Here is an 18,992-nt window from a genome sequence, read left to right as displayed (position 1 = left end):
TTATTAGAAAACTGACTTCCATCTCGATCCTCTATCCTATGACCAGGATCCATAGCCGTAACCGATGCTAATCCAGCATCATCTGAAACAACATCTGTTGATCCAGATGACATTGTTTTAGGATAACTTCCTCCCTGGCCAAAGTTTAGTTGACTACCAATAGAGCTAACTGTACTAGCCGCAGATGTCAAATCATCTGCTATACCTCGAGAGCAAACAGTAAAAAAAATAATTATCAATACAACTAAATTAAAAGAGATTTTTTTCATATTACATATCATAAAAATAAAAACATATTTTCAAAGAAATATGCATAAACTGAATTATTAACTTAAAACTCCGTATATCATACTTGAACCAATCAAAAAATTCAATTTATTAATCAGTGAACGAGTCTAACAATACACTTAAAACCATTAGTCTTTATATACTATTTTCAATAATGTACTTAAAAAATATATTCTCTTAAATCCATGCCTATAAAAAAAACTATTTTCTAAATCATTTTTTTGTTGTGTTAATAATTTTATTAAAGTACGTGGATGACAATACTCTAAAGTTTTAGGATGAACATATTTAGGATATAAAATATATGCTCCTGCTATTAACTCCCTTAATGTAAGCTTACGAGTTCGCCTAGATTCAACTCTATGATCAATCGTGAGACCCCAACCAGCATAAAAAGGCATCCCATAAGTTACTACCCGCTTACCATACAACAATCCTTCAAAACCTACTAAAGAAGTTATTGTATGAACTTCATCAACACATTGAAGTATAGATGCAATAGAAATATCATCAACAATTTTATCACAATATTTCATAGCAGTTTGCTCGTCTATCTTACCAATCCTATTGCCACTAGAAACATCCGGATGAGGTTTAAATATAATATATGCATTCGGGTTATTCTTACGGACAGCTTTCACAAGTCCTAAATTAGTCGTTACACTTCCACCGCCATATTTAATTGATGCATCTCCCTCAGCTTGACCTGGTATGAAAATTTTAAGTTTATCCGTAAAAATGTTAAGTTTCCTATGAGCTGCAGTATTATACTTCGTAATTTTATTTGAAAGAATATCTTGATGAAGACTATCAGCATCAGTAAGTATCTCTTCATAGAAACTATGATTATTTAATATTTCCTCAAGTCTACTAGGCTTTGTTGAATCAAAATATATACCTATATCATCAAAAATTAATGAATATGGTCTAGTAAAATTAGATCCCAATCCAATAGAACGAATAAAACCATCCTCAACCCTAACAATATTAATGCAATTATTTTTCGCATAATTTTCGACCTCAGGAAACTCTTTTTTACCCCATATAAATATCACACTATCTTTATCAAGTCCTTTTTTAATTGCAACTTTATAATGGCTAGAAAATATAGGATTTATAAAAAATATTTTAGATATCTCATATTCTTTTAAGAAGCATCTAGTAGAACTATGCTTGATTCTCAAAAAACCAAACAAATAAATTTTTTGACTATTTTTATTCAAAAAACACCTCTTTATTTATCTATCTAAATAGTAATATTCAACAATCATTAAATTAACATATATCCTTATAGTACCTAAAACATCAAGAACGGTATAATTTAAAAACTTTTTGGCGTAAAATTACTACCTATAACATTTTAGTTTAAAGGTTTTAAATATGCAATATACAATAAAAAAACCTACTTTTTTCTATGGAAAAGGCCTACATGAAGGCAAAAAAAATTTAGCAGGTATTTTTCCTGCTCCGGCAAATACAGGTTTTGTTTTTTATGATAATAATATTGAAATTCCTGCTACTTATACTAACGTAATGTATAAGAGAGCATGTACAAATCTTGGTATTAATAAAAAACACTATGTAAGAACTGTTGAACATATAATTACAGCCCTATATGCTGCAAAAATTGAAAATTCTTATATTACTGTTAATAAAAATGAAATTCCTTTTTTAGATGGTTCAAGTTTCCAGTTCTATGAGCAAATAAAAAATGTAGGACGCACATTAGTTAGTAAAGCCCCATTTAAAAAACTAAAAATCAATAGAACTATCGAACATAAAGATGGTGATAAGTATATAAGAATAACACCTAAAGATCATTTTTCTATACACTTAAAGATAAATCTTTTAGGTGCAGGAGTCCAAGAATACAAGTCCGAAACAGTGTCTGATGATATATTAGAATGTATTAAAGCTAGATCTTTTGGAGAAATGCATATGATTATGTTAGGAAAAATTTTTACAAGATTTTTTCCAGTACCATGTGTACAAGGAATGAGATTTGACAATATCATTCTTACAACTAAAAATAAATCATGGGTCAAAGGAGGTCTAAAATATAAAGATGAACACATTAGACATAAAGTTGTTGACCTAATTGGAGATATAACATTATGTGGTACTAACTATATTTTAGGACATATAGAAACTTTTAATACGTCTCACGCAATGAATGCAAAAGTATTAGAGAAAATATTTTCTGATAAAAAAAATTTTGAATGGATATATTAAATAAATTAATAAAACTCTTATGACAAAAAATAACCAAAGTAAAAAAAATATTTTAATTACTGGCGCTAGTGGAGCTATAGGCTCGGCTTTAGCACTAGAACTATCAAATAAAAATACTAACTTAATTCTGTTAGGTAGAAATATAAAACATCTAGAGCTAGTAAAACTAAATTGTGAAAAGAAAGATGCTACAGTTTCTATTTTCAAACTTGATTTAGCAAATATAAATACTTTAGAAGAGTGGTTAAATAACTATCCATTAGAATCTCTTGATATAGTTATTCTAAATGCTGGAGTGAGTATTAATCGAAAATTTGATGGTGAAAATCATAATGATATACGAAAACTAATAAGCATAAATATCGAATCTAGCATTTGCTTTGCTAACAAATTAATTCCATTCTTTAAGAAAAAGAAAAGTGGGCAAATCGTTTTCATAAGTTCATTAGCAGCATATACTGCTCTTCCAGTAAATCCAAGTTATTCTGCAAGCAAGGCTGCTATAAAATCTTATGCCGAATCTCTAAGAATATGGCTTAGTAAATATAATATAAAAATTAACCTGGTCTTACCAGGACCTGTAAATTCGACAATGGCTCATGAAACAACCGCACCAAAATTAAGACTAATGCACCCACACACTGCAGCCAAAAAAATTATTAAAGGAATCAAGAAAAATAAGTTTATTATCCAATTCCCATATTTTCTTAGCATAAGTATAAGACTTTTAAATTTTTTACCCCTTAGAATTAAAGCTATAATACTAACAATGTTAGGCTATAATAGATATGAAAAGTAATTTTCTTTAACTTAACAAAGATTAGCTTATTATTTATTTTTTCTTAATAATTTTAGCAATATTTATCAAAAATAGTTATAATCTAAATAAAGTTAGTATAGTGTGTCCCATCACTTTTATGAAAAGATCTGTATGTTTCCTACAAGGCCCTCCTGGCCCATTTTTTAGAATATTAGCGCGAAAACTACAAGATCAAGGACAAAATGTATATAAAATTAATATTTGTCTTGGTGACAGACTTATATGGGGACTTAGCAAAGCATATGCCTATAGAGGTAGCTTCGACAAATGGGAAAATTATATTAAAAACTTTTTTATAAAAAAATCTATTACAGATATTGTACTAATAGGAGAAAATAGACCCTACCATAAAGTTGCTATCAAAGTAGCTAAAGAACTGAACATTAAAGTAATAACTACTGACTTTGGATACTTAAGACCTCACTGGATAACCTTTGAGCTTAATGGAATGTCAAGCCAATCTTTATTTCCAAGAGACCCTGATCAGATAATAAAGCTAGCTAAAGAAGTTACACCTCATCCTCCTAGTCAAAAATCTTATAAACCCAGCTTTTTAGCAGAATCAATTTGGGAAATACTATTTAGCTTTGGATCAATCTTGCCATTTAATATATTTTACCCAAGATATAAACGCTATGTAAGATATCACCCATTTATAATGTTCCCATGTATAGGCCTACGCTTATTTAAACTAAAGTTTAAAAAAAATGCTATGTTAACCAAGCAATTAGAATTAATTGAAACAGACAATATTAACTATTACTTATTTCCATTACAAATGCGGTTAGATTATCAAATATTAGCATACTCAAAATATGATGACATGTCAGACGCTATAGAAGAGGTTATTAAATCTTTTGCCACATATGCTCCAGAAAATACTAAACTTGCTATAAAAGTACATCCTCTTGATGAAGGCGTAATTAATTGGAAAAAAAGGATTTCCAAATTAGAAAAAAAATACAAAATTGAAGGGCGAGTTATTTATTTTGATGGAGGAAATCTCATGGTACTAATAGCACACTCCTTAGGAGTAATTACAATAAATAGTACTGTTGGATTGCAATCAATCATTAGAGATATACCTACTCATACTTTAGGTGACGCTATTTATGATATAAAAGGTCTAACTCATCAAGCTGAATTAAATAAATTTTGGGATAACAAACCTAAACCAAATAAAACATTAAAAGAAAGTTTCGTAAAACTGCTAGACAGTACAATACAAATTCGTGGTACATATTATTGTAAATCTGGACTAGAGGATATTACAAATGAAGCTGCATTTAGAATAATTAATGATAAAGTAAACAAACCACTAAAGTAGAGAAATTCTCTTAACAAAAACTATTTTTTTCTTAAAAAGAATACCTTCATATTTCTTCTTTTATCTAATACAAGAGTTTCATATAAGTCAAATCCCAGCTTCTTATATATATATACATTTTCCTCCTTTGCTGTCTCTAGTAATAATGGCACCCCTTTAAGTTTCGCTTGCTCAACACCATATTCCACTAACTTTCTTGCTTGCCCTTGATTCCTTGACTCAACAGCTGTACATAAAAGAATTAAATGTAAAAAATTATCATCCTTATAGCATTTAATAGTTTTTCCTTGTATTTTCAAAATACGATAAATACCTAAAATACCAAATCTAAAAAACATTTTAAGATGTAAGTAAACATGAAATCTTAAGGAAAATTTCATGTTCCCATGCCACTCATATAAAGCAACGCTTTTATTATCAGCAGTACTAACAACAAAACCTTGAGTATACGCATGCCATATATTATAAAGCATAAATGTATCATACTTTTTATCAGATATTAATTTGTCTAAATATTTAGGAAAAAAATATTCTTTAATATGTGGATCGTCAACAAAATTATCCTTTAGTAAGCATAATATTTTTTTTAAATCATAATTACATAACTTTTTTAATTTATTTCCATAAACTTCTATATCCATTACATAATCCTTTCTAAAGTATCCGCCACATAATCAAGTTGATCTCTAGTATGTTCACTAGAAACAAAAAAACGTAATCTTGCTTTATTCTCTTCAACAGCAGGATACATGATAGGAACAGCATTAATATCATAATCATTAAATAATTTATTTGATAAAATAACTGCTTTTCTTGAGCTACCTACTATAACAGGAATAATAGCTCGCCCAATAGCATCTCCAGTATCAAATCCTTTTTCTTTTAGTTTGGATAATAAATATTCACTATTTTTTTGTAATCTAGTAATTCTATCAGGCTCATCTAACATAAGTTTCAACGAGCTTGTAGCAGCAATAGTATCACAAGGAGATAAACCAACACTATACACTAATCCTGGAGCATAATAACGCAATATATCTATTATAGTTTGATTTGCAGCGATATAGCCTCCACAACTAGATAAGGTTTTACTTAGTGTTCCCATCCAAATATCAATATCTTTTGGTGATATCTCATAATGCTCAAATATGCCTCTTCCAGTCTGGCCTAACACCCCTAAACCATGAGCTTCATCAACCATTAATACTGCTCCATATTCTTTTTTAAGTTGAATAAGTGCTGGAAGATCAGGGATATCACCATCCATACTATACATCCCTTCAACAACTATAAACACTTGTTCATATTCATGAGCATTTTGTTGTAATAACTGAGCTAAATGTCCTAGATCATTATGACGAAAACCAATTGCCCTAGCATTAGATAGCTTAACTCCTTGCATAATGCTATTATGAGATAGTTGATCATATAAAATTAAACTTTTCTCATATGTCAGGCAGCTAATAACTGAAACATTAGTTGCATGTCCACTAACAAAAACTGCGGCAGCTTCTGTTTGATACAATTGACTTATTAGATTTTCTAAATCTAAATGAATTTTTCTATTACCAGATGTAATTCTACTAGCAGAAACAGAACTCCCTTCTTTTCTAACTGTATCAGAAATTGCAGAAACTGTTTTAGGATGTCCATTTAAACCTAAATAATTATATGATCCATAATTAGCAATTTTCCTACAGTTATAATTTATATAATTCGATGCTAATCCCTCATACACTCTATGTAATGGATTTTTTATTTTAAATCGTTCTGATGTTTGCAAACCATAATTTAATTCTTGATAAGATGGGTGCTTTGTAAAATCATAACTACTATTGTTAGTTGATGAACTTTCTGTAATATCATTATTTTCTATAAGTTTTGATTTTATATTAGATAAATTACCAAATATCTTTTTTGCCATTTATTCCTCACCGTGCCTTTGCTTAATTATTTGTATAACATCATTAACATCTTGATTCTCATTATTGCCATATACATTACGCATAATCATATTTACAATATCTTTAGAAGTTTTCAATTGAGTCATAGACATAGCTGGAATAGAAACTCCTGTAAACTTTTCTTCCAAATTGACAGCAAGTTCAAATGCCATCAAAGAATCCATACCTAACTCTTTAAGATCTGCAGATATATCTAAAGCTGACTTACTAATACCTAATATATGAGCAACTTGAGACGCTACATTATCTTCTACTAAAGCCTGCGACTCATCCTTAGATAACTCTCTCAGCATATCCGCATTTAAACTCCCCATAATCTCAGACTCAGACTCCTGAATAAACTGATGATATCTAGAAGTCTTTAATATAGGCAATGCTTTTAATAACTTATTACCTTCTAATTTTGTTGCTATAAAACTCTGCCCTGAGTTACTAAGAGCCTGATTAAGCACATTCTTACAATCTAACAAAGATAAAGGAACCAATCCTAAACTACTAGACATTACTTGCTTTAATGATTCATTCCTTGTTAATAATCCAACATCTGCAATAGGCCCCCATGCAATATACTGTCCAGATAATCCTTCAAACCGTCTTTTAGCTATTAGCCCTTCTAAATACGCATTCGCAGCTACATAATTTGCTTGATGAAGATTCCCAACTGTCGCAGCAACAGAAGAAAACACTATAAAATGTTTTAATTTCCATACACGCGAAAACTTATCTAACCAAAGTCCCCCTAATGCTTTGACATCAAAGACTTTATCAAAAGAATCTTTTGTCAACGTATCTAATGCCTGATCATCATATACTACTGCTGCATGAATAATGCCTTGTAGATCAATATCTCGTTGATGTAGTTTTTGTAAAAATTCTTTAACATTTTGTTCTTTACTTACATCTAAAGCATGGATCTCATAACTAATTCCTATTTCATCTAGCTGTTTTTTATTCTCAAGAGTGATTCTACCACTATAGCTAACGAGTATTAAATGCTCAGCTCCATGTTTTATTAACTCTTTAGCCGTATAAAGACCAAACCCTTGCGTTCCTCCTGTAATCAGATATGCTCCTTTTATAGTAGCAAACTCAGAAGGCCATTGATCAAGTTCAATAAACTCTTTTTGCTGCATATTAACAATGACTTTACCTAATTGCTGACCTTGCTGCATATAGCGAAATGCACTTTCTATTTTATGCATAGGAAACTCTTGATACGGCAAAGCAACAAAATCCTGCTCATCAAGATACTGTTTCAACTCTGATAGCATTTGTTTGATTACTTGAGGTTTATATTTAATCAACTGATCTAAATCAATACCAGAAAATGTAATATTATTACGAAATACCTTCATGGCCAAAGTATTATTCTCAAAAATATCTCTTTTGCCTAACTCTATAAAATGACCAAAAGGAGCTAACACAGCAAGACTTGCTTCTAACAAATCACTAGAAAGTGAATTCAAAACGATATCCATTTGGATATCATTTTGATTCATCTGCATGAAAAAATCTGTACTTCGTGAATCATAAATATTTTCAACACCTAAAGACTCAAGTAAAATACGTTTCTGCTTGGACCCAACTGTTGCATGTATTTCCAATTCCAAAAGATGAGCCACTTGAATAGCTGCTAAGCCAATAGCCCCTGCAGCACCATGTATAAGTATTTTTTGCCCAGGCTGAGCTTTTGCAACTTTATTTATCGCATAATAAGCAGTCATAAAAGCAACAGATATTGTTGCTCCTTGCTGTATGGAACTATGTTTTGGCAAATGACTAATAAAATTACTATCGACTACTAACTCTGTTGAAAAGCTTTGTCTTGCACAGCCAAAAATCTTATCACCTACCTTAAATTGAGAGACTTCCTTTCCAACTTCAACAACCTCTCCACTAAACTCCATACCTAGATATGCTCCTAGGTAGCCAAACTCCAAGGACTCCTGAGGTATTAATCCCAACGCATACATTACATCTCTAAAGTTTAATCCTGCATAGTAAACCTTAACACGTACATCTTGTTGTCCGCATATAGATGGTTCTTTTATAAGCCACTGTAGATTATTGAAAGATCCTCTATGTGTTATATGTAATTTATACTCTTGAAATAGATTTGCATTATCCAATGGTACAATTGCATGATTATATAAAGTATTGTCCTTAACAAAGAGCTCTTGGTTCTTATTACCTTCATCAAAAATAACACCCCAATCTTGCTGAGAATCAAAATCATCAATAACTACCCTAGTTATTGATACCGAAGGTTTCTCATTTACAACGACTCTTAAAGCTGCTAAAAATGACTGATGTACTGGAGATATCAAAATCTTATTATGAAATTGACTTTCAATAATAACATAAACTTCTTTCTCCGATGTTTTATATACTTTTTGGATGATATCCCAAAGTTCTTGTTCTTTTACACCTTTCCCTATTGTAAACACTATAGGCAAATCAACACTCTGTTTATCAGAAACATTTTTAAGCTTTCTACCATACTGATAAAGCTGGCATTCTAAACTTATAGAATCAATATGCTTAGATGTATGTTGCCAATCCTTTTGTAATAATAGCTCTTGTATAAAAGCATTTGATGATATCTGACTATCATAGTTCTCTGCCTGTTTAATAAAATCTGTTACAACATTTTTCCTAACACACTTTATTTTAGGTTTTAATATATTTATCAAAAATCTAACTTCAATACTATCTAACCAAAGATGAACTTTTACTACACCTCCTGGTTTAAGTTTATCCATCAATAAATCTACAAAATCTTTCTTAGCAAAAGTTGGAACACTTTCTATAAATAAACAATCATAATAAGATTTATATTCCTCATAAAGATCTGCCCAACCATTTCTAAATGTAACAATGTCTATTGAACAATTATCTAATTGTTGTAATGCCTCATTATACAAGCCATCACCTACAACCAATATTCTTAAAGGAGTTTCTTTATTTTCATAACCTTGATGTAGAGCATCAATAACAGCTTTAACCTCTTGTTTAATAGCCTGACCAAAATAAGACTGCCATAAACTCTCGATAACATCTGTTGAATCATTGACTTGTAACGTATCAAGATCCATATTTATACTTTTCGTATAAAGCCTTAATAATAGTTTTACTAAATTCGGATGTTCTACAAATGCTAATTGCAATATTTCATGAATTTCATTAATAAAATTTGTATTTTCCCATGAACCATCTTCATCTAAATAACTTTGCAGCAATATCATCATTTCTTCTGAGAATGATATATTATTATTTTCTAAATATTGTTGATATGCTTGATTTATTAGTAATAAACGCGTAAAGCTTAATATTATCTTTTCTTCCTGATTGATCAATTCATTATTTTGAGATACCTTAGGCGATAGAACAGGTTTAAAGTGATAGTTTTGTTCAACTAAAGCTATAGGTTGTAAGCTCTCGATATAGCACTCTTTAAGTTGTAAATTACTATGAGTTCCCGCAACTTTTTCAAATTTAGCTCCCTTAATAAAGCTAACAATATTATTTTCATCATCAAAAAAATAAAAATTAGCAATAGCTATATAGTCATTCCTATAACTAAGCTCTGTAAATACTCTTTGTATTTTTCCACATGGGTTAATAATATAGACAAAATCAAACCCTACAGGTAGTGCAATATCCTGATCCCCATCTTTATATATTAATGAAAAAATAGTCTGAAAACCTCCATCTAATGCAAATGGAGATAATGTATAGTCATTTGATTTAATATCTGAATTAAAATATGCTACAGCTTTATTTTCAAAAAGCTTCAACTGGTCTATTATTCTAAAATTATCCGTATAATCCAAACCAACAGTTTTAGCATTATTATAGTGATCTTCTATAGAAAAATCATGTAAGCCAACGCTTACTTCAGAAGGTAAACTAAAAGTTGATGTTACATTTTTCAGTAAGTATCTAGACTTAATATGAACAACTTCATTTTCACCATATTGAGATAAGCTTTTAATTGTAACAATCCCATTATCATCACATGTACTTATAAGGGTTCTCATATCATCATCTTGGAGTAATAAAGGCGATAAAATTTGTATATCTTTTAAAATAATTACATCCGTAGATTCTAGTTGTTTTACATGCTTAATCAGTTGATATACTATTTCTATCCAAGCTGATGCTGGCAAAACTGCAACACCATGAACTTGATGGCCTTGAAAATCAATTGCTGTTTGATAGTCAATATGATTTACCCATGTATTTGATTTATTACTTATTCTCCAGCCTAAAAGGATATGGTCAACATCTGACGTTATAACCCGATCAGACGTATGAAACCAATATCTTTGCAAATTAAGCTCAGATCGAATAAGAGGAATATTTTCTGATTCAACAACTTTATTCTGCCATGGAGCTCCAGCAAGGTATAAACGATGAATAATTTCATTAAGTGTTAATTTATTATTTCCAACTGTACTAAAATAAGTTGACTTACTTTTTTGTGATATTTGATTAATATAATGCTTAAGAACACTCTTAGGGCTAATTTCTATTAACACATCAACATCATTAGAAATTAAGTTCTCTATACCCGCACTAAAATTAACAGGCTTAGCAATATTATCCCACCAATACTCACTACTTCTTAACTGCTCAGATTCTATATTATTACCTAAGACTGTTGAAATAAATTCAATATTTTTATTTGCAATACTACTATTAAACTTAGGTAGTTTTTGTAAAAATAAATCTTTCACACTATCATTCATAAATGATGAATGAAATGGATAATCAACATCTAACAGTCGACAGAATATTTGCAGTTTTTCACAATGATCTTTTAAAGCTTCTAGGTTTTTATACTCTCCAGCGATGGTTAAAGAATCATTCGTATTAATCGCTGCAATATCTAGATTTTGTAAAGATAGTTTTGTCGTTAAATTTTTAAAATCATCTATACTTACATTAATAGCAAGCATTGATCCTTGACCTTTGGTAGTTGCCTGAGCCTGACTTCTAGCGACCACTAACTGATAAGCTTCATTAAGTGCGATATATCCACTTATACAGGCTGCTGCCAACTCTCCAATACTATGCCCTAGAACATTACTAATTTTTAAACCACTTTCTAAAAGATATCTTGCAACAGTAACTTGGAAAATAAATAAAGCTGGTTGAGCTATTGTTGTATCATCATATGACTCTTGATCTATTAACAACCAATCTTCTAAGCTTCTCTGACTAATCACAAACAATTCATCAACAATACTTTTAAAATAACCTTTTAGTTCTTTAGAATCACTTAAAATTCTCAGCATACCAGGATATTGACAGCCATTACCAGAAAAAATAAAAGCAACTTTTTTTGCCTCAAAATCTATCTCATAATCCTGACTTTTATTTTTTTGGAAATCTTCATAATTATTATAAATAGTGTAAAAGTCTTTGTATCCACGGTTAATTTTGGAAGCTAAGGCATATTTGTTATAAGTATCTTCACTATCAATAATATTTGCCTGAATCTGCTTTTGCTTCTCTAATGTAATAGCTGAATGGCTCTTAATTATCAATTTATTATGAAAATATTCATTGTCAGAATACTTTTTTGTAGCAGAAATATCTGATGGTGGTGCTTGTAACAACACATGTGCATTAGTTCCACCAAAACCAAAAGAGTTAACTCCAATCAAACTCTCTGATGTTATTTCAACAGAGATCGTTTCATTTGAAATCGTAATTTTATTAGCTTCTAAATTAAGCTTTGGATTAGGATTATCAAAATGGACATTCGCAGGCACTTTCTTATGCTCAAAAATCATCAAAGACTTTAGTACACCAGCAAGTCCAGAAGCTGGTTCAAGATGCCCAATATTAGATTTTATAGATCCAGTTATAAGAGGTTTTTTACGCTTAAGAGAAACAGCTTCAGCTATAGCCTGTATCTCTAAAGGATCACCCACAGGAGTCCCTGTACCATGGGCCTCGAGATATGCTATCTTATTTAAATCAGTACCTGAATAGATTTCATTTAACAAATCTCTTTGTGCCTCAAAACTAGGTAAAGGTAAACCTGATGTTTTACCATCACTATTTGCACCTGTCTTATTTATAAGACCATAAATAGTATCACCATCCTTTATAGCTTTTTCATAGTCTTTTATAACAAATACAATACAACCTTCAGAGCGGACATAACCATCAGCATCTTCTGAAAAACTACGACAACGACCAGTAGGTGACATCATATAAGCTTTAGAAAACCCTACAAATGCCATAGGATGTAATAATGCATTAACACCTCCTACAATTGCTGTATCTTGTTGACCAGACTGTATAGCTTTCACAGCAAGATCTAAAGCAACTAAAGATGATGAACACGCCGTGTCAACAACCATACTAGGGCCCTTAAGATTAAAGCTATATGATATGCGGTTTGCTATAATACTTTTTGCACCGCCTGTCATTGCGTAAGAGGTCATTTTATGGCAATCTTCAACAGCAAAATATGTATAATCAATGTTTGATGCGCCTATATATACACCACAATTACGACCAGAGAATTGCTCTGGAGAGTAGCCCGCTTTTTGCAATGCAAAATACGTATGGTTCAATAATAATCGCTGTTGTGGATCTATTTGATTAGCTTCTCTAGAGTTAATATTAAATAGACTTGGATCAAACTGATCTATATCTGGAAGAATTCCGGCTGAAAAAGTATAGGATTTACCACTTTTTTTGCGTGATGGATGAAAAAATTTTCTTTTATCAAATCTAGAATCTGGAATTTCAGAAACTAAATCTTGCCCTTGCTCTAAAGCTTCCCACAGATCCTTATCACTATCAATACCTTTAGGTAAAACAAAACTATAACCAACAACTGCAACTTTCTTCATAAATACTTTATTCTTCTATAACGCTATAATCTAAAAATAATTTTAACACAAACTAAATAGAAAACTATTTAGATACATATTCCCTTATAATAAATAATCAATATTGTCATCATTATCAAAAGATTCTAGAACAAAATCAAAATCTAAAGAAAATGCTATAACTTTAAATACCTCTGCAAGTTTATCATTCAATAAAAGATCTTTAATATCACTATTATACCTTAACTGCTCTTTTAGACTTAAACTCTTAGATAAATCCGTAAAAACTTCAGAGATACCTGACCTTTTTAAAAAATTTGCTTGCGTCATATAACCATCTAGCAAAAATCCTACTTCTGTTGCAGCTTCAGCAACGGCTGTAAAATCGACATGTGCTGTAATATCTTGCTCACCAATATTAACAAATGGATCAAAATTAACTTTATGTTGATGATAACAAGCTAAAGTTCCCATATTTCTCTCTTTAGAATAATACTCTGCTCTGTGATATCCATAATCACATAAAAAAACTATACCTTGCAATAAGCTATCTCTTAATGCTTTAATCCATGGACGTATCCATGTATTAATCTCACTAATATAACCATCTTCAAAAGTCACACCATCATTTACTATCCTATTAACTTCACTATTAAACCGATTATCATTTTCTGATATATCAATAAGTTTTAAAGTATTACCATCAGTCTCTAAGGCAACTCCTTGTTGAAAAATGCCACCTTCTTTTGATTCAAAAATATCTACCGGCATCGCATCCAAAACTTCATTTGCAAAAACTATAGCTTTAGTTTTTTGTTCAGGTAATTCATTTAACCAAATAAACTTGTCATATAGTTTAGGGATGTTTTTTTTAACATACTCTTGTTGTCTTAATTTAAGATCATTGCTTAGCTCAATTATTATATATTTGTCTGGTAAACAGTTTAATTTCGATAACTCATCGATACAATCAGCAGCAAACTTACCATTGCCTGCACCAAACTCTATAATACTAGTATCATTACCAAGCTTAGATAGCACCAAATAAAACTGTCTAGCAAATGTTCTTGCAAACAAAGAGCTTTGCGTTGTTGCAGTTATAAAATCTCCCTGAGATGAAATCTTATCCTTTGGCCCTGAATAATATCCTAAATCTGGATAATAAAGAGCTAGCTGCATAAACTCTCTAAATAAAATTGGTTTTTTTTTTACTTTATCTAAAATAATTTCTTTTAATGTCAAAATATTCTTTAATATCTATTGAAAAGTTAGCAGTATTTTAGAGTTAAAATCTTTTTTAAGCAAAAAAATGTGACTTTTTATAAAAAAAATATTAAAATTTGTGCTCAAATAATTTGTTTACTTAAGTTATTAATATAATGAGTGTAATAAGAACCTTTCCTATTGGTATAACAGGCGGCATAGCTAGTGGTAAATCAACAGCTACAAAAATTCTAAAAGAAAAGATGGATCTAAGCGTAGTTTGTGCAGATACCATAAGTAGAGAAATCACCAAAAAACCATCTGTAATAAAAAACATAACTGAGAAATTTGGTAATGATATCGTTGTAAATAAACAGATAAATAGAGCTATGCTTCGTGCTATCATAACTGAATCAAAAGAGGCTAAAAAATGGTTAGAAGATTATTTACACCCAGTTATTAACAGAGAAATTAAAAAACAAGTCCGTGAATCTGAGACATCTATGACAATTGTAGATATTCCTCTTTTAGGCCCATACAACATTCGTTATTATGATTATCTGAAAAAAGTAATTGTTATAAAAGCTGATCTTGAAACTAGAATTAGAAGATTAATGGAACGTGATGGTAAAGATAGACAGCAAGCTGTTGCTTTTATAAATCTGCAAATATCAGATACTGAAAGAGAAAAAATAGCAGATTATATAATTGACAATACTAACTTAAGCGACCAAGAACTAGAAAATAAGTTAATTGAAACAATTAATGATATAACTAACTTGACTAATTGAAAATAAATACCTATAATATCTCTCACTTTTGCACCCATAGCTCAACTGGATAGAGTACTCGGCTACGAACCGAGCGGTTAGGGGTTCGAATCCCTTTGGGTGTGCCATAAATTTATGCGGGAATAGCTCAGTGGTAGAGCACAACCTTGCCAAGGTTGGGGTCGCGAGTTCGAGCCTCGTTTCCCGCTCCACTTTTTTTCATAAATAATCTTATTAAAACAATCTTAATATGCTAAAATTTTATCTTGAATAAACTTTATTAATTCTTTTTATAATACGGAATCTTAAGATGTCACAGAAAATTGTTTTAACAGGTGTTACCCCCTCAGGGACTCCACACTTAGGAAATTATATTGGCGCGATTAAACCAGCTATCGAAATGGTTCAAAATGAAAGTTATAAATGCCTATATTTTATTGCTGATCAACATTCTTTGATAAAGCTATGGGATAAAAAATTACGCCAACAATATATCCATGAAGGGGCATCATCTTGGCTTGCTCTTGGACTTGACCCTAATAAAGCCCATTTTTATCGTCAGTCAGCTATCCCTGAGATTATGGAGCTGACATGGATAATTAGTACAACAACTGCTAAAGGTTTACTTAATCGTGCCCATGCATATAAAGCCCTTGTTGATCAAAATATGCAAGACGAAAATGTTGATCCTGATAAAGGTATAACTATGGGACTATTTAACTATCCTGTTCTTATGGCTGCAGATATCCTTATGTTTGATGCAGACTTAGTTCCAGTTGGTAAAGATCAAATACAACATATTGAGATTGCTAGAGATATTGCAAATCGTTTTAACCATATTTATAAAAAATCAGCTCTTAAAGCTCCTCAAGCCCTTACAAGTGAAGACAGCCAAACAATACTAGGGCTAGATGGTCGTAAGATGTCTAAAAGCTATGATAATACTATACCTATTTTTTCAACAGAGAAAAAACTAAGAAAACAGATAATGAAAATTATCACAAATTCTCAGTTACCTGAAGAGAAAAAAGATCCTAGTAATTGTACAGTCTTTTCAATATATAAAAGTATAGCTACAGAGTCAGAAATAGCATCCTTAAGAGACAAATATTTAGCTGGAGGTCTTGGTTGGGGCGATGCAAAACAAATCTTATTTGAAAAAGTAAATGAATATTTAGCTGATGCTCGCGAAAAATATGAATACTATATAAATAACCCTAAAATTGTTGATGATATACTCTCTCAAGGTGCAGAAAAAATTCGTCCCTATGCAATTAATAAGCTTAAAGAAATCAAAGATATTATAGGAATGTAATTACAGTGCAAAAGTTAGATAATATAATTATTGCTAACTATAGCATACACTCCCTAGGACTTATATGCTGGGCAAAACAAAACTTAAGAAATAACTTTTGTATCTTATCTGTTGATACTGGTTTTGCTTCGAATGATTGGAATGACTATTTAAAAAACGTTTTTAACTGGCTTGATCAAGAAGGCATAAAATATTTTCACCTAAAGTCAGAAAATACTTTTCAAGAACTAATATTAGCACGTAAACAATTCCCATCACAACAGTTTAGTTGGTGTGCAGGTTTCCTAAAAGGTATAACATTACTAAATAAGATCGATGAGCTTGACCCTGATGGCGAGGCAAATATTCTCCTAAGCCATAGAAAAGATCTGTCAAAAGTATCACAACTTTTAAAAAATCTCGATGAAGAGGAAAAATATGATTATAGAGCTTTAGTATATCCATTATTAAATAAGCAATATGACGATATATTAAAACTAACAAAGGACCTACCTTTTAAATCTGCAAGTCATAGTTTAGAATGCCAACCCTGTATTCATATAACACAAAATGAATTTAAAACGATATCTCAACAAGATATTAAAAAAGTAACTGAATTAGAAAATAAAACAAATAGTTTTATGTTTAACGATCATCATTTTAGTAGTTTAAAAGATGATTTTTTTATAAAAAATAATATTTTAGAAGAGCTATCAAAAGCATGTAGCTGGGAGTATAGCTGTGGTCTATAAAGGAATACTTTTATGAGTGAATATTTTTTATTTAGTTTATTAACAGTTGTAGCAGCTTTAATGAGCTATATTAATACTAAATTTTTAAAATTACCTAAAGCTATTGGCTTAACCATACTTTCTATAACTTTCTCAGCATTATGCGCATCATTTTTGAGTGATACAAATTTTCTTGTGGTAGCATTATCAAGTTTTGACTTTAAAAAGACAGTTCTAGATGGAATGCTGTCTTTCCTACTATTTGCCAATGCACTTCATTTTAATATGATTGATCTTAAGAAAGAGCTAAAAGCAGTATTTGGTCTAGCAAGCATAGGATTACTACTATCTGCTCTTACTACAGCCGTGTTAATTTATGGATTTTGTTTACTTGTTAAATTTGATATTAGCTTTGGATACTGCTTAGTTTTTGGTGCTTTAATATCCCCTACTGATCCAATAGCTGTGATTAGTACGTTAGCTGGTAACAAATCAATCCCAAAACACATAAAAACTCGTGTTGTTGGAGAGTCATTATTTAATGATGCTACGGGAATTGTACTTTTTGTTGTACTATCAAACATATTCTTCTTTGGTAGTGGTGGCGAGTTCGGTCACACTTTAACTGGATATAATAATAGTATTAATACTTATATTTGGCTAATTACTAAACAAATTGCTACTGAAGCAGGTGGCGGTATAATATTAGGCTATGTATTTGCACAAGTTGCTCTTATTTTTTTAAAAACAAATAGAGACTCTGAAACATCTATTTTCGTTACACTTGCTGTAGCTAGTATGGGGTATGTAATCGCACATAGCCTAAACGTATCAGGACCTATTGCCATGGTTGTTGCAGGATTGTTTATTGGCAACAACTTATCTGACTGTAAAAAGAACTATCCTGAACAAGTTGATAAAGTCGACAACTTCTGGATGGTTATTGATAATATGCTTAACTCATTCTTATTTATACTTATTGGTTTAGAACTAACTAGCATACCATTTAATATAGGTGCCTTTTGGGTTGGTGTTGCTGGAATATTTATAGTAACTTTTGCAAGATTAATCAGTATATCAATACCAATCACAGCTATTGATAAAAAACTAACTAAAGGTTCAGCAAAAGATAATCTTTTAGTTGCATGGTCAGGAGTAAGGGGAGGAATTTCTCTTGCATTAGCATTATCTTTACCAGATGAAGGTCATGTTATAGTAAGCATTACATATACTGTTGTAATACTTTCAATATTAGCCCAAGGATCAACATTAAAAATAGTCTTAAATATGATTTATCCTCATAACCTTACTAAAAAACCAGCTAATACACCAAACTAAATTAATCGAATATTTTTTACAAATACATTTCTTTTATCATACCTTTAGGAATATAAGTATCATTCATTTTTATAAAACAAATTCCATCTTCATACTTTGAAAGACTGTTGAATAAATCTTTCAATTTCTATGAATAGGAATATTTTTGCTATTTTTAGTAAAAACTTAGCC

12 protein-coding genes, 2 tRNA genes and 1 pseudogene are annotated in these 18,992 nt (G+C 30.6%); 9 read left to right on the top strand and 6 right to left on the bottom strand.

Going from position 1 to position 18,992, the window contains the following annotated elements; translation table 11 throughout:
- Positions 1–269, bottom strand: a pseudogene (locus R8535_RS08945) (polysaccharide biosynthesis/export family protein); the annotation flags it as partial.
- Between the two features lie 147 nt (positions 270–416).
- Positions 417–1,511, bottom strand: a complete 1,095-nt coding sequence (locus tag R8535_RS08940; protein WP_329498495.1) for a capsular polysaccharide export protein, LipB/KpsS family — start codon at positions 1,509–1,511, stop codon at positions 417–419.
- A gap of 157 nt (positions 1,512–1,668) precedes the next feature.
- Here R8535_RS08940 and R8535_RS08935 point away from each other — a divergent pair, with 157 nt between their 5' ends.
- The 3 genes from R8535_RS08935 (at position 1,669) to R8535_RS08925 (ending at position 4,667) form a co-directional block, all read left to right on the top strand.
- Positions 1,669–2,520: a UDP-3-O-acyl-N-acetylglucosamine deacetylase gene (locus R8535_RS08935; protein ID WP_329498493.1), complete on the top strand. Its 852-nt coding sequence runs from the start codon at positions 1,669–1,671 to the stop codon at positions 2,518–2,520.
- Positions 2,521–2,539: 19 nt separating this feature from the next.
- Positions 2,540–3,319, top strand: a complete 780-nt coding sequence (locus R8535_RS08930) for an SDR family NAD(P)-dependent oxidoreductase (protein ID WP_329498491.1) — start codon at positions 2,540–2,542, stop codon at positions 3,317–3,319.
- A gap of 118 nt (positions 3,320–3,437) precedes the next feature.
- The gene (locus R8535_RS08925; protein WP_329498489.1) at positions 3,438–4,667 is read left to right on the top strand and encodes a capsule biosynthesis protein; all 1,230 of its coding nucleotides are present in this window, start codon (positions 3,438–3,440) and stop codon (positions 4,665–4,667) included.
- A 20-nt stretch (positions 4,668–4,687) separates the two neighbouring features.
- Here R8535_RS08925 and R8535_RS08920 read toward each other — a convergent pair whose 3' ends face one another.
- The 4 genes from R8535_RS08920 to R8535_RS08905 form a co-directional block, all read right to left on the bottom strand.
- The gene (locus tag R8535_RS08920) at positions 4,688–5,308 is read right to left on the bottom strand and encodes a GNAT family N-acetyltransferase (protein ID WP_329498487.1); all 621 of its coding nucleotides are present in this window, start codon (positions 5,306–5,308) and stop codon (positions 4,688–4,690) included.
- Complete coding sequence (locus tag R8535_RS08915) at positions 5,308–6,591, bottom strand: aminotransferase class I/II-fold pyridoxal phosphate-dependent enzyme (protein ID WP_329498485.1); 1,284 nt, start codon at positions 6,589–6,591, stop codon at positions 5,308–5,310. Before R8535_RS08915 ends, R8535_RS08920 begins: the two co-directional genes overlap by 1 nt.
- Complete coding sequence (locus R8535_RS08910) at positions 6,592–13,506, bottom strand: SDR family NAD(P)-dependent oxidoreductase (protein ID WP_329498483.1); 6,915 nt, start codon at positions 13,504–13,506, stop codon at positions 6,592–6,594.
- 84 nt (positions 13,507–13,590) lie between these two features.
- Positions 13,591–14,727, bottom strand: coding sequence for a class I SAM-dependent methyltransferase (locus R8535_RS08905; protein ID WP_329498480.1), 1,137 nt, complete (start codon positions 14,725–14,727; stop codon positions 13,591–13,593).
- 137 nt (positions 14,728–14,864) lie between these two features.
- Here R8535_RS08905 and coaE point away from each other — a divergent pair, with 137 nt between their 5' ends.
- The 6 genes from coaE (at position 14,865) to R8535_RS08875 (ending at position 18,821) form a co-directional block, all read left to right on the top strand.
- Positions 14,865–15,479 carry a dephospho-CoA kinase gene (coaE, locus tag R8535_RS08900; RefSeq protein WP_329498478.1) on the top strand — a complete coding sequence of 205 codons (615 nt, stop codon included), beginning with the start codon at positions 14,865–14,867 and terminating at the stop codon, positions 15,477–15,479.
- Positions 15,480–15,509: 30 nt separating this feature from the next.
- Positions 15,510–15,586, top strand: a tRNA-Arg gene (locus tag R8535_RS08895).
- Between the two features lie 9 nt (positions 15,587–15,595).
- Positions 15,596–15,670, top strand: a tRNA-Gly gene (locus R8535_RS08890).
- Between the two features lie 98 nt (positions 15,671–15,768).
- Positions 15,769–16,773: a tryptophan--tRNA ligase gene (gene trpS / locus R8535_RS08885; protein ID WP_329498476.1), complete on the top strand. Its 1,005-nt coding sequence runs from the start codon at positions 15,769–15,771 to the stop codon at positions 16,771–16,773.
- Between the two features lie 5 nt (positions 16,774–16,778).
- Positions 16,779–17,504 carry a hypothetical protein gene (locus tag R8535_RS08880; RefSeq protein WP_329498474.1) on the top strand — a complete coding sequence of 242 codons (726 nt, stop codon included), beginning with the start codon at positions 16,779–16,781 and terminating at the stop codon, positions 17,502–17,504.
- A gap of 12 nt (positions 17,505–17,516) precedes the next feature.
- Positions 17,517–18,821 (top strand): cation:proton antiporter, encoded by a 1,305-nt coding sequence (locus R8535_RS08875; RefSeq protein ID WP_329498472.1) that lies wholly within the window; start codon positions 17,517–17,519, stop codon positions 18,819–18,821.
- Positions 18,822–18,992 lie beyond the last annotated feature (171 nt).

Origin of the sequence: Francisella sp. 19S2-4 (genome assembly GCF_036281795.1) — a bacterium.
GTDB lineage: Bacteria > Pseudomonadota > Gammaproteobacteria > Francisellales > Francisellaceae > Francisella.
Note: the sequence above shows the minus strand (reverse complement) of the source record. Positions and strands in the feature narration are given on the sequence as shown.

What these genes read in the sequence shown, in the direction of transcription:
- R8535_RS08935 (WP_329498493.1), top strand. Translation starts at nt 1,669, where the DNA reads ATGCAATATACAATAAAAAAACCTACTTTTTTCTATGGAAAAGGCCTA.
- R8535_RS08930 (WP_329498491.1), top strand. Translation starts at nt 2,540, where the DNA reads ATGACAAAAAATAACCAAAGTAAAAAAAATATTTTAATTACTGGCGCT.
- R8535_RS08925 (WP_329498489.1), top strand. Translation starts at nt 3,438, where the DNA reads ATGAAAAGATCTGTATGTTTCCTACAAGGCCCTCCTGGCCCATTTTTT.
- R8535_RS08920 (WP_329498487.1), bottom strand. Translation starts at nt 5,308, where the DNA reads ATGGATATAGAAGTTTATGGAAATAAATTAAAAAAGTTATGTAATTAT.
- R8535_RS08915 (WP_329498485.1), bottom strand. Translation starts at nt 6,591, where the DNA reads ATGGCAAAAAAGATATTTGGTAATTTATCTAATATAAAATCAAAACTT.
- R8535_RS08910 (WP_329498483.1), bottom strand. Translation starts at nt 13,506, where the DNA reads ATGAAGAAAGTTGCAGTTGTTGGTTATAGTTTTGTTTTACCTAAAGGT.
- coaE (WP_329498478.1), top strand. Translation starts at nt 14,865, where the DNA reads ATGAGTGTAATAAGAACCTTTCCTATTGGTATAACAGGCGGCATAGCT.
- trpS (WP_329498476.1), top strand. Translation starts at nt 15,769, where the DNA reads ATGTCACAGAAAATTGTTTTAACAGGTGTTACCCCCTCAGGGACTCCA.
- R8535_RS08875 (WP_329498472.1), top strand. Translation starts at nt 17,517, where the DNA reads ATGAGTGAATATTTTTTATTTAGTTTATTAACAGTTGTAGCAGCTTTA.